General features: G+C 69.1%; 13 protein-coding genes. 3 read left to right on the forward strand and 10 right to left on the reverse strand.

Annotated elements, in window-relative coordinates; translation table 11 throughout:
• Both RS85_RS19935 and RS85_RS00770 read left to right on the forward strand, forming a co-directional pair.
• Positions 1 to 193, forward strand: a 193-nt coding sequence (locus RS85_RS19935) for a hypothetical protein (RefSeq protein ID WP_235282292.1), incomplete at its 5' end; no start/stop codon positions are given.
• Positions 194 to 461: 268 nt separating this feature from the next.
• Entirely contained in the window at positions 462 to 1,775 is a 1,314-nt protein-coding gene (locus RS85_RS00770) for a CoA transferase (protein ID WP_235282293.1), read from the forward strand.
• On the opposite strand, the gene RS85_RS00775 is transcribed toward RS85_RS00770, so the two are convergent.
• The 4 genes from RS85_RS00775 to RS85_RS00790 are packed head-to-tail and all read right to left on the reverse strand — an operon-like array spanning position 1,760 to position 5,341.
• Complete coding sequence (locus RS85_RS00775) at positions 1,760 to 2,554, reverse strand: DUF4184 family protein (RefSeq protein ID WP_046011514.1); 795 nt, start codon at positions 2,552 to 2,554, stop codon at positions 1,760 to 1,762. The genes RS85_RS00770 and RS85_RS00775 overlap by 16 nt on opposite strands.
• Positions 2,555 to 2,560: 6 nt before the next feature.
• Entirely contained in the window at positions 2,561 to 3,862 is a 1,302-nt protein-coding gene (gene tyrS, locus RS85_RS00780) for a tyrosine--tRNA ligase (protein WP_200894763.1), read from the reverse strand.
• A 28-nt stretch (positions 3,863 to 3,890) separates the two neighbouring features.
• The gene (locus RS85_RS00785; protein ID WP_046011516.1) at positions 3,891 to 4,700 is read right to left on the reverse strand and encodes a hypothetical protein; all 810 of its coding nucleotides are present in this window, start codon (positions 4,698 to 4,700) and stop codon (positions 3,891 to 3,893) included.
• Entirely contained in the window at positions 4,697 to 5,341 is a 645-nt protein-coding gene (locus tag RS85_RS00790) for a SatD family protein (RefSeq protein WP_046011517.1), read from the reverse strand. Before RS85_RS00790 ends, RS85_RS00785 begins: the two co-directional genes overlap by 4 nt.
• A gap of 59 nt (positions 5,342 to 5,400) precedes the next feature.
• Here RS85_RS00790 and RS85_RS00795 point away from each other — a divergent pair, with 59 nt between their 5' ends.
• Positions 5,401 to 5,988: a DUF1349 domain-containing protein gene (locus RS85_RS00795; RefSeq protein ID WP_046011518.1), complete on the forward strand. Its 588-nt coding sequence runs from the start codon at positions 5,401 to 5,403 to the stop codon at positions 5,986 to 5,988.
• 25 nt (positions 5,989 to 6,013) lie between these two features.
• Here the strand turns inward: RS85_RS00795 and argH are convergent, their stop codons facing one another.
• Genes argH through argC form a run of 6 tightly spaced genes read right to left on the reverse strand, consistent with a single transcriptional unit; the run spans position 6,014 to position 12,701 of the window.
• The gene (gene argH, locus RS85_RS00800; RefSeq protein WP_046011519.1) at positions 6,014 to 7,444 is read right to left on the reverse strand and encodes an argininosuccinate lyase; all 1,431 of its coding nucleotides are present in this window, start codon (positions 7,442 to 7,444) and stop codon (positions 6,014 to 6,016) included.
• Positions 7,444 to 8,373, reverse strand: a complete 930-nt coding sequence (gene argF, locus RS85_RS00805; protein WP_046011520.1) for an ornithine carbamoyltransferase — start codon at positions 8,371 to 8,373, stop codon at positions 7,444 to 7,446. Before argF ends, argH begins: the two co-directional genes overlap by 1 nt.
• Entirely contained in the window at positions 8,370 to 9,575 is a 1,206-nt protein-coding gene (locus RS85_RS00810) for an acetylornithine transaminase (protein ID WP_046011521.1), read from the reverse strand. The genes argF and RS85_RS00810 overlap by 4 nt, the downstream gene beginning before the upstream one ends.
• Positions 9,572 to 10,489 carry an acetylglutamate kinase gene (gene argB, locus RS85_RS00815; protein WP_046011522.1) on the reverse strand — a complete coding sequence of 306 codons (918 nt, stop codon included), beginning with the start codon at positions 10,487 to 10,489 and terminating at the stop codon, positions 9,572 to 9,574. Before argB ends, RS85_RS00810 begins: the two co-directional genes overlap by 4 nt.
• On the reverse strand, positions 10,486 to 11,643 hold the full coding sequence (gene argJ, locus RS85_RS00820; RefSeq protein WP_046011523.1) for a bifunctional glutamate N-acetyltransferase/amino-acid acetyltransferase ArgJ: 1,158 nt from the start codon (positions 11,641 to 11,643) through the stop codon (positions 10,486 to 10,488). Before argJ ends, argB begins: the two co-directional genes overlap by 4 nt.
• Positions 11,640 to 12,701, reverse strand: coding sequence for an N-acetyl-gamma-glutamyl-phosphate reductase (gene argC / locus RS85_RS00825; RefSeq protein ID WP_046011524.1), 1,062 nt, complete (start codon positions 12,699 to 12,701; stop codon positions 11,640 to 11,642). Before argC ends, argJ begins: the two co-directional genes overlap by 4 nt.
• Positions 12,702 to 12,753 lie beyond the last annotated feature (52 nt).

The following is a 12,753-nucleotide window of genomic DNA, read 5'->3' on the forward strand; positions in this document are numbered from 1 at the left end:
CCCCACGAGACGTGGAGACGAGGATAATTTGGCATTTGACAAGTGCACGCTGTTGAGTTCTCAAGGATCGGATGCTCCCACGACCCAGCCATCACAGCCAGGCCCGAAGGGCAACTTCTCTATCTTAGCCATCCCGACCCGCTTGTCAAATCAGCGCGCCGTGCGGATCTTCGATCCGCTGCGCAGCCCGTGACAGCCGCAGAAGGGGTGGACCTCCCATCCTAGACGCAAGCGTCTGATCTCTCAAGAGAGAGGATCGGGAGTAGTTCTCCGCTTGAGGGGGGTGAAGCTCGGGGCTTCTCCGCTTCCCTGTGGGGCGAACAAGTAATAAGTTACGTGGATCCCGGGGTTCTGGCAAATCGAGCGGGCACCCCCGGGCGTGTCGTCTGCCTCCTCCGGCGGGTTTCCTCCGGGTCAGCCGGTCTTTCCGAGCACATCCGCGCCAGGAGTACGATCACGCCATGGCTGCAGCCCCCGGACACGCCCTCCTCTCTCGCCTCCGCGCAGACCTCGGCCAGGACGAGCCTCCGCTCCTGGACATCCCCCAGCCGACGACGCCGGTCCCGCTGCCGTCTCGCCTGGCGACCGGCGACCTCGCGTGGGCCAGCGTCGCCACTGCAGTCCTCGCAGCGGGCCGGCATCCGTCCACGATCGATCCCGACCGGATCGCCGTGGCCTACCGGAGCGACCGGGTCCTCAGCATCAACGGGGCCACTCCTCCGGTCTGGTCACCGCTCTCCGGGTTCTGGCGTACGTCCGACGGATGGATCCGCACGCACGGGAACTATCCGCATCACGCGGCCGCGCTCCGGAACGGACTCGAACTGGCAACGACAGCCGGCGCCGACGAGGTGCGGGACGCTGTCGCGCCACGGACGTCGGCGGATGCCGTGCACGCCATCCTCGCCGCAGGCGGGATGGCGGTACCGGTCCTGCAGGAGGATCCCTCAGCGGATGCGAGGCTCCGCCAGGAACCCGTGCTCGACATTCGGCGTCTGGACACCGCGGGCACAGGCACGCGGCGCACTCCCGACGCCGACGGTCTCCCGCTCGAGGGCATGCGAGTGCTCGACCTCACCCGCGTGATCGCCGGGCCCGTCTGCACCCGCACTCTCGCTCTGCTCGGCGCTGACGTCCTTCGCATCGATCCGCCGTGGCTGCCGGAGCCGGAGTGGCAGCACCTCGACACCGGCCATGGCAAGAGATCGACGCTGCTCGACGCCCGCTCCGACCGGTTCCGCGAACTGCTCGCCGAGGCGGACGCCATCATCCTCGGATACCGTCCCGCCGCGATGGACCGTCTCGGCCTCGGCATCGATGCACTGGCAGAACGGCATCCGAACCTCGTCATCGCGCACCTCAGCGCCTGGGGCGCGGGTGCGCCGGATCGGGCGGGGTTCGACAGTCTCGTGCAGGCCGAATCGGGAATCGCGTTCGTCGAATCCCGCGACGGGGAGACCCCCGGGGCGCTCCCCGCTCAGGCGCTCGACCACAGCGCGGGCTACCTGCTGGCCACCGCGGTCACGACCTTGCTGCGCCGGCGCGCGATCGAGGGAGGAACGTGGAGCGTACGGACGTCGCTGCGCCGGGTCGCCGCGGAACTGCTCGGGATGCCGCGTCAGCCGGAGCCGGGCGCCGAACTCACTGTGGATCCGGCATCGCACACGGCGCGGTTCCGCGTCGGCGAAAGCGAACTGGAGACGGCCCGGCCCGTGATTCCGGGGCTCGAGTTCGCGGCGCCCCGCAGCTGGGGCCGCGATCAGCCGGAGTGGTGAGGCCGCCTGCGCAACACGAGCACGACGCACAGCAGCAGCGTGATCCCACCCCACACGGCACATGCCGGAGGAAGCACGCGGTACGCCAGGTGCGCCACCGTGAACTCCGCGTCGAGCGGGCCGAGTACGACGAGGCCTGCAACCCAGGCGGCGACCAGGATCACCGGCAGCGACAGCCACCACGCGACACGCACACCGTGCGGCAACCACGTCGTCTCGGTGTCTCGCAGGTCTCGCCGCCGCAGCCACAGCAGCGCCCAGACGCCGACGATCGCCAGGCCGAGCAGACTCGATCCGTGCTGGAGCCACTTGAATCCGGCGAGCGGACCCCACATCTGATCGAGCCCGGGGACGAGCCGCACACCCCAGCGATCCTCGTGCGTGAACACATCCCACACGATGTGCGAGAGCACGCCGAGGACAAGAGATGCGGCCAACAGCAACAGGTAGGGGCGCTTCTCCCCCACACCCACAGCCTTGCCGGCCACCGCGATCCCGCTGTCGCTCCACTCCTCAGGAAGCCGGCGCGCGATCCAGCGCGGGGCGAGCTCGGGCACGGCGGGCCGCAGCACCACGCGCCAGACCAGGAACAGCACCAGCGCGAGGATCGCCGTCCACGCCACGTTCGCGAAAGTGTGCGTGAACGAGTAGTTCAGCCCGACGCCGCGCACGAACAACGGCAGATCCGGCGTCATCGAACCGATCGCGATCGCCGCCGGGACCAGAGGTGTGCGGACGAACGGCAGCGCGATGACCGCGTGACTCGGGGTGAACGGCATCCGCGCTCAGCCGATGAAGACGCCGGCGAGGGTCTTCTTTCCCCGGCGGAGCACGGAGACTTCCCCGGGGAGCGATCCCTGCACGGTCGCGGCCTCGTCGTCGACTCGTTCCCCGTCGACGGAGACGCCACCCTGCGCGATCGCCCGCCGCGCCTCACCCAGGCTCGACACGAGCCCCGTCGCGACCAGCGCTTCGGTCACGGGTGCTCCCGCGGCCATCGTCGCGTGCGGAAGCTCATCGAGCGCGGTGCGCAGCGTCGACGCGTCGAGCGCGGTCAGGTCGCCCTGTCCGAACAGCGCCTCGGATGCCGCGATCACCGCGGCCGCCGCGTCGATGCCGTGCACGGTCGCGACCACCTCGAGCGCGAGACGCTTCTGCGCGGCGCGGCGGAAAGGCTCCGCCTCGACCAGCGCCGCGTACTCCTCGATCTCGGCGCGGCTGAGGAAGGTGAAGATCTTCAGCCGCTCGATCACGTCGGCGTCGGCGGTGCTCAGCCAGAACTGGTACATCCGGTACGGGCTGCACATCTCGGGGTCGAGCCAGATGGCGTTGCCCTCGCTCTTGCCGAACTTGGTGCCGTCGCTGTTCGTGATCAGCGGCGTGCCGATCGCGTGCGCTGAGACTCCCTCGGCACGACGGATGAGGTCAGTGCCGCTGGTGAGGTTGCCCCACTGATCGGAGCCGCCGGTCTGCAGCACGCAGTCGTACTGGCGGTACAGCTCGAGGTAGTCCATGCCCTGCAGGATCTGGTAGCTGAACTCGGTGTAGCTGATGCCCTCGTCGGATGCGAGGCGCGCGGCGACGGCGTCCTTCTTCAGCATCGTGCCGACGCGGTAGTGCTTGCCGATCTCGCGCAGGAAGTCGATCGCCGACATCGGCGCCGTCCAGTCGAGGTTGTTCACCATACGCGCGGCGTTGTCGCCCTCGAAGCTGAGGTAGCGCTCGACCTGCGCGCGCAGGCGATCCACCCACTCTGCCACGGTCTCGCGCGTGTTCAGGGTGCGCTCGGCCGTGGGGCGGGGGTCGCCGATGAGACCGGTCGAGCCGCCGACCAGGCCGAGCGGCCGGTGCCCGGCGAGCTGGATGCGGCGCATGGTCAGCAGCTGCACGAGGTTGCCGAGGTGCAGGCTCGGAGCTGTCGGGTCGAACCCGCAGTAATACGTGATCGGCTCTCCCCCGAGAATGGCGCGAAGCGCCTCCTGGTCGGTGGACACGTGGACGAGTCCGCGCCAGAGCAGTTCGTCCCATACGTTCTCGAACGTGGGGTCGATGGCCGGCGTCGCGGTCGTCAGAGCGGAAGTTGACACGCGCTCCAGGCTATCAGCGCACTCCCGCTCAGCTGTGCGCCGCCCACCACACGAGGAACGCGGCGCTGAGGGCGATGACCCAGCTGACCAGGCTGCCGACGAGGAAATACTCAGCCCGCGCGCCCGTCTCGCCGTCGCGGGAGATCTCCGGGAAGCGGACGATGCCCTTCGCCGCCAGCATCGCGGCCAGCACCGGATACGCCGCGGCGAGCGTGAGGATCATCACGATGGTGCGCTCCAGCGGGCCGATCAGTCGACCGCCCTTGAATCCGCCGCGCGGGTCGGCCGGTTTCGCCGGTGCCGCGTCGGCAGCGGCATCCGTTCCTTCTGCCGCAGACGGCACCAGCGGGACGGGCTCCACGGACTTCGGGACGACGGGGACAGTCGTCTCCGCCTCGGAAGGACGCCACGTGTGCTCGCCGTCGAGCGCCGCCCGCACCACGAGGTTCGAGGACTCCAGCAGGAAGACACCGGCGCCGAGCACGAGCATCGCGAGGTCGAAGGAGACCTCGCCGAAGGGTGACCGCAGATTCCAGACGCCGCCGATGAGCCCGGCATCCGACCGGGCACCGATCGACACGACCGCGCCGACGCTCACGACGCCGAGGAGCACGGCGGGCCAGAAGCCCAGCGGAGCCCGCCGATCGTCGGGCATGCACCAGACCCAGAGCCCGCCGACCACGAGGGCGGCGATCATCGGCAGCAGAGCGTCGCTGACACTGCCGAGGAGGAGCAGGAGCACGGCCACGGTGAGGTAGCCGATCCAGCGACGGGGGGCGAACTGGCGGACCAGATCGACGGCGCCGACGGCGAGGAGCGCGAATCCGGCGATGATCACGAGGCTCCTCCGCGCAGGGCGGCGACGCCTTCGAGGAGGGCGGCGGCTCCGGCGCTGCGCAGCGACTTCGAGACGCTCGGCTGGGTGATGCCCTCTTCGTCGGCCAGCTCGTGCTGGGACCTGCCGATCAGTCTACCGTACGTCAGACGGCGCTCACGCTCGCTCATCGCACCGACCAGCTCGTCACGCACGAGCAGGTAGGCGTTCGATGCCGCGATCGTGGTCTCCATGACCTCATCCTGCCCGGGGGCACCGACAATCCAGGTGCGTGCGCGCGGTATGGCGCGTCCTTCCCGGGCATGCACCGTGTCGATCGCGGCGCGGGCGGCGTACCATCCCGGGCCGTCGGCGAGTTCGCCGTGGACCGATTCGACGGCGGACACCTCACCCACACCGATGCCGAACCGGAAGCCGATCCCGTCGGGCAGTCGCAGCTGGATCATCAGGAGCGAGACGAGGGCGTCGTCGAGGTGCTCGTAGACGCCCTGCTGCTCGTCCCCCACCGTGGGAGTGAGCGGTCGGGCGGCGAGCGAAAGGTCGGCTTCGACCTGGGCGATGGTGTCATCGAGGATCTGCTGCGCGGCGCTGCGATCATCGAGCCTCCGGGAGCCCACGATGTCGGCGAGAACGGCGATGACCATGGCATAACCATATCACGCATAAGTTCAATTTATGCCTGGATGGGTTATATATTGGGATCATGCCCGAAACGCACATCATCGCCTGGGACGCCGGGACCTGGACCAACGCCCCGCACTCCGCCGCCGAGACCGCCGATCACCTGGAGGTGACAGCCGTCGAGAGCAGCGACGCCTGGCGGCACACGGCCTACGGCTTCGTGCACGACACCGAGCACGCACTGCTCGCCCCGATCGCCGTGGGTGAGGCTATGGAGGTGTCGTTCCGCGCACCCTGGGAGGGACAGTTCGACCAGGCAGGGCTCTTCGTCCGGATCGATGACGAGCACTGGATGAAAGCAGGAGTCGAGTTCGCCGACGACCACCTCGGGCTCGGCGCCGTCGTCACCGCCGTCGGCTCGGACTGGTCGGTCGGCCACGTCGACGAATGGCTCGAGAGCGAGATCACCGTGCGTGTGAGCCGATGGGCGGATGCTCTGATCGTCCGCGCTCGCGCCGATGACAGCCCCTGGCGGCTGGTCCGGGTCGCCCCGTTCGACGGTTCGTCTGCAGCATCCGCCGGTCCCCTCATCGCCGCCCCCACCCGCCCGGGGTTCACCGTGCGTTTCACCGGATGGACGCGGTCCGCGGCTGACGTCGACCTCCACTGACCTCGGGCGACGTCAGCCGCGCGGCTTACAGTCCGAGGGCGTGCGCCGCGGCCTGGGCTCGCGCCACGAGTTCGGCACGCTGCTCGGTCACACGCACGGGAGCCGTGCCGCCGACCCCGGTGCGCGACGCCACGGACCCCTCGATCGTGAGCACTTCACGGACGGCGGGCACGAGGTGCGGCGAGACCGAGAGCAGCAGCTCATCTGAGGCGTCCTCGAGTCCGATCCCCTGCTCCTCGCAGGCACGGACGAGGGCGCCGGAGATCTCGTGCGCATCGCGGAACGGCACCCGTTGCTTCACGAGCCACTCCGCGACATCGGTCGCGAGCGAGAATCCCTGTGGCGCGAGGGCCGCCATCCGCTCGGTGTCGAAGCGCATGGTCGCGATCATGCCCGCGAAGGCCGGAAGCAGCACCTCGAGCGTCTGCACCGAGTCGAAGACCGGCTCCTTGTCCTCCTGCAGGTCGCGGTTGTACGCGAGCGGCAGACCCTTGAGCGTGGCCAGCAGACCGGACAGGTTGCCGATGAGTCGACCCGACTTTCCCCGGGCGAGCTCGGCGATGTCGGGGTTCTTCTTCTGCGGCATGATGCTCGAGCCGGTCGAGTAGCCGTCGTCGAGCGTGACGAAGCCGAACTCGCGGGTGTTCCAGAGGATGATCTCCTCCGCGAGGCGCGAGATGTCCACACCGGTCATGGCCGTGATGAACGCGAACTCCGCCACCACGTCGCGCGCGGCCGTGCCGTCGAGCGAGTTCTCCGCCGGGCGGTCGAGACCCAGCTCGGTGGCCACGAGCGCCGGGTCGAGACCCAGCGTCGATCCGGCGAGGGCTCCCCCGCCGTAGGGCGAGACGCCCGCCCGGCGACGCCAGTCGACAAGCCGTTCGAGTTCGCGGACCAGCGGCCAGCCATGCGCCTGCAGATGGTGTGCGAGCAGCACGGGCTGCGCGTGCTGCAGATGCGTGCGGCCGGGGAGGATCGCCTCCGGATGCGCCTCGGCCTGCGCGACGAGCGCATCGATCACCCGGAGGATGTCGCGGGCGATGACCCGCGCGTGATCGATCAGGTACATCCGCACGAGGGTGGCGATCTGGTCGTTGCGGCTTCGACCAGCGCGGAGGCGCCCGCCGAGCTCCGGTCCGAGTTCGGCGATCAGTGCCTGCTCGAGCGCGCCGTGCACGTCTTCGTCGGTCGGGACCGGCAGAAGCGTGCCGTCGGCGACCTTGCGGGCGACGGCATCCAGCCCGGCATGCATCTGCTCGGCCTCGTCCGGCTCCAGATATCCGGCAGCGGCGAGCGCCTTGGCATGAGCATGGGAGCCGGCGATGTCGTAGGGCGCGAGGATCCAGTCGAAGTGCGTCGAGCGGCTCAGCTCCACGAGCTCCGGGGAGGGACCGGTGGCGAAGCGGGCACCCCAGAGGGCTCCCTCGTTCGTGCCTTCGTGCATCGAGTCGGTCATCACGCGTCCTTCTTGCCGAGCAGCCAGACGAGGAGCGCCTTCTGAGCGTGCAGGCGGTTCTCCGCCTCGTCCCAGACGACGCTCTGCGGGCCGTCGATCACGGTCGAGTCGACCTCGTAGCCGCGATCCGCCGGGAGGCAGTGGATGAAGATCGCCTCGGGGTCGGCGAGGGTCATCGTCTCGGGCGTCACCTTGAATCCGCCGAGATCGCGGATGCGGGCGAGCTTCTCCTCTTCTTTGCCCATCGACACCCAGGTGTCGGTGACGACGACGTCGGCGCCCGCCGCCGCCTCGACCGGGTCGGTGTAGAGCGCGATCGAGCCCCCGGTCTCCGCAGCGCGTCGGTCGGCCGCCTCGATCACATCAGCGCGCGGCGCGTAGTCGGCCGGAGAGGCGATTCGCACGTGCATGCCCGCGGTGACGCAGGCCAGAGCGTAGGAGTGGGCCATGTTGCTCTGCCCGTCTCCGAAGAACGTCAGCGTCAATCCCTTCAGTTCGCCTTTGTGCTCGCGGATGGTGAGCAGGTCGGCCAGCAGCTGACAGGGGTGGAAGTCGTCGGAGAGGGCGTTGATCACGGGAACCCGCGTGCCCTCTGCCATCTGCTCGAGACCTGACTGGGCGTAGGTGCGCCAGACGATCGCCGCGACCTGACGCTCGAGAACGCGCGCCGTGTCGGAAGGCGTCTCCTTGCCACCGAGCTGGCTGTTCGCCGTGGAGATGATGAGCGGCGAGCCCCCGAGGTCGGCGATGCCGACCGCGAACGACACCCGAGTGCGGGTGGAGGACTTGTCGAAGATCACCGCGACGGTCTGCGGACCGGCGAGGCTCTTGTCGGCCCAGCGGTCCTTCTTCAGTTCGATGGCGAGATCGAGGATCTCCGCCTGCTCGGCGGGCGTGAGGTCGTCGTCACGCAGCAGGTGGCGGGTCATACGGAAACCTTTCCGGAGAGGGATGCCGACACGTCGGCGAGTGCGGCGGCGAAGAGCTCGCGGAACTCGGCGAGCTCGTCGTCGCCGATGTTCAGGGCCGGCGCGATGCGCACCGTCTCGGGATTGGCGGCGTTGACGATGAGGCCGCGTTCCTGCGCGGCGGCGACGACCGCTCCGGCGACGGGTTCGTTCAGCGCCACCCCGATCAGGAGACCGCGCCCGCGCACGGCGGAGATCAGCGGCGAGTCCAACCCGAGGAGGATCTCGCGCAGCTCCTCCCCGCGGCGGGCTGCGTTCTCGACGAGCCCCGCGTGTTCGATCTCGGTCAGCACCGCATCCGCGACCGCGGTCGCCAGCGGGTTGCCGCCGAACGTCGAGCCGTGCGATCCCGGTGTGAACAGGTCGCTGGCGGCACCGTAGGTGACCAGCGCGCCGATCGGGAAGCCGCCGCCGATCCCCTTCGCCAGGGTGATCGCGTCGGGCGTGATGCCCTCGTGGCTGAATCCGAACCAGGCGCCCGTGCGTCCAGCACCGGTCTGGATCTCATCGACGATCAGCAGGGCGCCGTGCGCCAGCGTCAGCGAGCGGGCCGCGGCAAGGTAGCCCTCTGGGAGTTCGACGACGCCGGCCTCGCCCTGGATCGGCTCGACGATGATCGCGGCGACGCGGTCGTCCATGGCTGCCTCGAGCGCCTCGAGGGTCGCGGGGATGTGCTCGACACCACCGGGCATCGGCTCGAACGGGGCCCGCATCGATGCCTTCGCCGTCATGGCGAGCGAACCCATCGTGCGACCGTGGAAGCCGTTCTCGAGTGCCAGGATGCGCGGGCGCTCGGTGCCGCCGTGCAGGCGTGCCAGCTTGAACGCGGCCTCGTTCGCCTCGGCTCCGGAGTTCGAGAAGTACACCCGTCCGTCGATTCCGGCGCCGGCGAGGCGCTTGAGCCGGGCGGCGAGAGCCAGCTGCGGCGGCGTCGCGAAGTAGTTCGACACGTGCGTGAGCGTGGCCGCCTGCTTCGAGATCGCTTCGACGAAGACCGGATGCGCGTGGCCGAGAGACGTGACGGCGATACCGGCGAGGAAGTCGAGATAGCGTCGGCCGTCGGCGTCCCACAGGTACGAGCCCTCTCCGCGGGTGAGCAGGGCCAGTCGATCTCCTGCGTTCTGCACGAGATCGCGCGCCACATCGTCCTGCCACACGGTCATGCCGTCACCTCCGTCTTTCCGAGAACCACTTCGGTTCCGATTCCCTTGCTGGTGAACAGTTCGACGAGCACCGAGTGCGGCACCCGGCCGTCGATGATCGCGGCCGCGTCCACGCCGCCCTCGACGGCATCGAGGCAGGCACGCATCTTCGGGATCATCCCGGATTCCAGCGTCGGCAGCATCCGGATGAGCTCCGCCGCAGTCAGATGCGAGACGAGCGAGTCGCGATTCGGCCAGTCGGCGTAGAGCCCGGGGACGTCGGTCAGGACCATGAGCTTGCGCGCCTTCAGGGCCACCGCGAGAGCTGCGGCGGCGGCATCCGCATTGACATTCAGCGACTGCCCCGGGTGATCGAGATCGGGAGCGATGCTCGACACGACCGGAACGCGACCGGCCGCGAGGTGATCGAAAACGGGCGTGGGATCGACCTCGACGACGTCTCCGACGCGACCGAGATCGACCTCGAGGCCGTCGATGACGACGCCGCGGCGACGGCCGCCGAAGAGCCCGGCATCCTCTCCGCTGAGTCCGGTCGCGATCGGACCGTGCGAGTTGATCTTCGAGACCAGCTGCGGATTCACCTGACCGGTGAGCACCATGCGCACGACACTGATCGCCTCGGTGTTGGTGACGCGATATCCGCCCTTGAACTCGCTCGGAATGTCGAGACGGCCCAGCATGTCGGAGATCTGCGGGCCGCCGCCGTGCACGACGACCGGCTGCACCCCGACGTTGCGGAGATAGGCGATGTCCTGGGCGAACGCATCCTGCAGCTCTTCCGACACCATGGCGTTGCCGCCGTACTTGATCACGACGATCTGGTCTCGGAACTTCTTCAGCCACGGCAGCGACTCGATGAGCGTGGTCGCCTTCTGCGCGGCGACCTCGGCGGGAGTGTCCTGGATGTCGGTCATGAGGCGTAGGCGCTGTTCTCGTGCACGTAGTCGTGGGTGAGGTCGTTGGTGAGGATCGTCGCCGTCGCGTCGCCCGACTTCAGATCGATCACCAGGTGCGTGGCGCGCGGGGTGAGGTCGACCTCTTCACGCGGACGGTCGGGGCCGCCCTCGCTGCACACGCGGACGCCGTTCATCCACACATCGACGTCGTACGGGTCGAACTGCGCGCTGGTGGTGCCGATCGCGGCGAGCACGCGGCCCCAGTTGGGGTCGTTGCCGAAGATCGCCGCCTTGAAGAGGTTGTTGCGGGCGACGGAGCGCCCGACCTCGACCGCTTCCTTCTCGGATGCTGCCTGCTGCACCTCGATCGTGATGTCGTGGCTCGCGCCCTCGGCATCCCCCTGCAGCTTCACCGCGAGCTCCTGCGACAGCTCGGTGAGCGCCGCGGCGAAATCGTCGAGATCCGGCGCGACGCCGCTCGCGCCGTTGGCGAGCAGCGTGACCTGATCGTTCGTCGACATGCAGCCGTCGGAATCGAGGCGGTCGAACGTCTGGCCGGTCGCGCGGCGGAGCGCAGCGTCCGCATCGAGGGGCTCGAGGACGGCGTCGGTCGTGATGACGACGAGCATCGTGGCGAGCCCGGGTGCGAGCATGCCTGCGCCCTTGGCCATTCCGCCGATCGTCCAGCCGTCGCGCGACACGACGGCGGTCTTCGACACCGAATCGGTGGTCATGATCGCCTCGGCGGCGGCCCCGCCACCCTCGGTGCTGAGTGCGGCGATCGCCTGCGCCGTGCCGTCGAGCACCTTCGACCGGAAGACCTCGTCGCCCGTGCCGATGAGGCCCGTGGAGCAGATCAGGATGTCGCCGGCGCTCACGCCGAGGAGCTCGGCGGCCTTCTCGGCCGTCTGATGCGTCGTCTGGAATCCGAAGCTGCCGGTGAAGCAGTTCGCCCCGCCGGAGTTCAGCACCACGGCCTCGACGACGCGGTCGGCGACGACCTGCTGCGACCAGATGATCGGGTTCGCCTTCGCCCGGTTGCTCGTGAAGACGGCGGCGCCGACCTTGCGCGGGCCGCGGTTGACGACGACCGCCACATCGGGCTTGCCGGTGGACTTGAGCCCGACGGCGACTCCGGCCGCTTCGAACCCTGCGGGGGCGGTGACACTCATGGTGCGACTCCGTTGACTGAGAGAGCGCGGCCTTCGGGGAGACCGAGCGCGAGATTCATGGATTGGACGGCGGCGCCCGCCGTTCCCTTGACGAGGTTGTCCACGGCGGTGACGACGGTCACACGGTTCGCCGCGCGGTCGATGGCCAGGCCCATCAGCGCCGTGTTGGCGCCGAGGACGTCGGCGGTGCGCGGGAAGCGCCCCTCCGGCAGCAGGTGCACGAACGTCTCGTCGCCGTACGCGCACTGCCAGGCGTCGCGGATCTCGGCGTCGGACACGCCCTCGACGATCGGCGCCGATGAGGTGGCGAGGATGCCGCGGGACATCGGCACGATCACCGGCGTGAACGAGATGCGGATGTCGTTCGGGTCGCCCGCGCCTGAGGGCAGAGCTGCGGCGAGTGCCTGACGGATCTCGGGGATGTGCCGGTGCGTGCCGCCGACCGCGTACGGGTTGGCGCTGCCGATGATCTCGCTCGCCAGCAGGTTGGTCTTGAGACTCTTGCCCGCGCCGGAAGGACCGACCGCGAGCACGGACACGATGTCCGACGGGGCGATGACACCGGCCGCGATCCCCGGAGCGAGACTGAGGCTCACCGTGGAGGCGTTGCAGCCGGGAGCTGCGATGCGTGTCGCTCCCCGCAGGTGCTCGCGCTGCTTCACTCCGTCGACCAGCAGTTCGGGCACCCCGTATGTCCACGCGTCGTGGAAGATCCCGCCGTAGAACTCGTCCCAGGCGGTCTGCGACGTGAGCCGGTGGTCGGCGCCGGCGTCGATCACGAGCGGGGCATCGCCGAGAGCGTCGGTGTACTGGCCGGACTGTCCGTGCGGGAGGGCGAGGAAGACGACGTCGTGCCCTGCGAGGATCTCGGTCGTCGTGTCCTGCAGGGTGAGATGTGCCAGCGAGCGCAGGTGAGGCTGGTGGTCGAGGAGGGGCTGGCCGGCGTTCGAATGCGCTGTCACCGTGCGGATCTCGATGTCGGGATGATCAGCCATGAGGCGCAGAATCTCGCCGCCTGCGTAGCCGGATGCGCCGGAGACGGCGACGGTGTACGTCATGCTTCTACCTTAACGGTCGGGCCTCGAGGCGAACTCGGGACCAGGGGCGGGG

Origin of the sequence: Microbacterium sp. SA39 (assembly GCF_000967865.1) — a bacterium.
GTDB lineage: Bacteria > Actinomycetota > Actinomycetes > Actinomycetales > Microbacteriaceae > Microbacterium.

Bases quoted from the DNA above. Each gene is read 5' to 3' on its own strand.
- argJ (WP_046011523.1), bottom strand. From the start codon at position 11,643: ATGAGTGTCACCGCCCCCGCAGGGTTCGAAGCGGCCGGAGTCGCCGTC.
- RS85_RS00810 (WP_046011521.1), bottom strand. From the start codon at position 9,575: ATGACCGTGTGGCAGGACGATGTGGCGCGCGATCTCGTGCAGAACGCA.
- argB (WP_046011522.1), bottom strand. From the start codon at position 10,489: ATGACCGACATCCAGGACACTCCCGCCGAGGTCGCCGCGCAGAAGGCG.
- RS85_RS00770 (WP_235282293.1), top strand. From the start codon at position 462: ATGGCTGCAGCCCCCGGACACGCCCTCCTCTCTCGCCTCCGCGCAGAC.
- RS85_RS00775 (WP_046011514.1), bottom strand. From the start codon at position 2,554: ATGCCGTTCACCCCGAGTCACGCGGTCATCGCGCTGCCGTTCGTCCGC.
- argF (WP_046011520.1), bottom strand. From the start codon at position 8,373: ATGACCCGCCACCTGCTGCGTGACGACGACCTCACGCCCGCCGAGCAG.
- argH (WP_046011519.1), bottom strand. From the start codon at position 7,444: ATGACCGACTCGATGCACGAAGGCACGAACGAGGGAGCCCTCTGGGGT.
- RS85_RS00790 (WP_046011517.1), bottom strand. From the start codon at position 5,341: ATGGTCATCGCCGTTCTCGCCGACATCGTGGGCTCCCGGAGGCTCGAT.
- RS85_RS00795 (WP_046011518.1), top strand. From the start codon at position 5,401: ATGCCCGAAACGCACATCATCGCCTGGGACGCCGGGACCTGGACCAAC.
- argC (WP_046011524.1), bottom strand. From the start codon at position 12,701: ATGACGTACACCGTCGCCGTCTCCGGCGCATCCGGCTACGCAGGCGGC.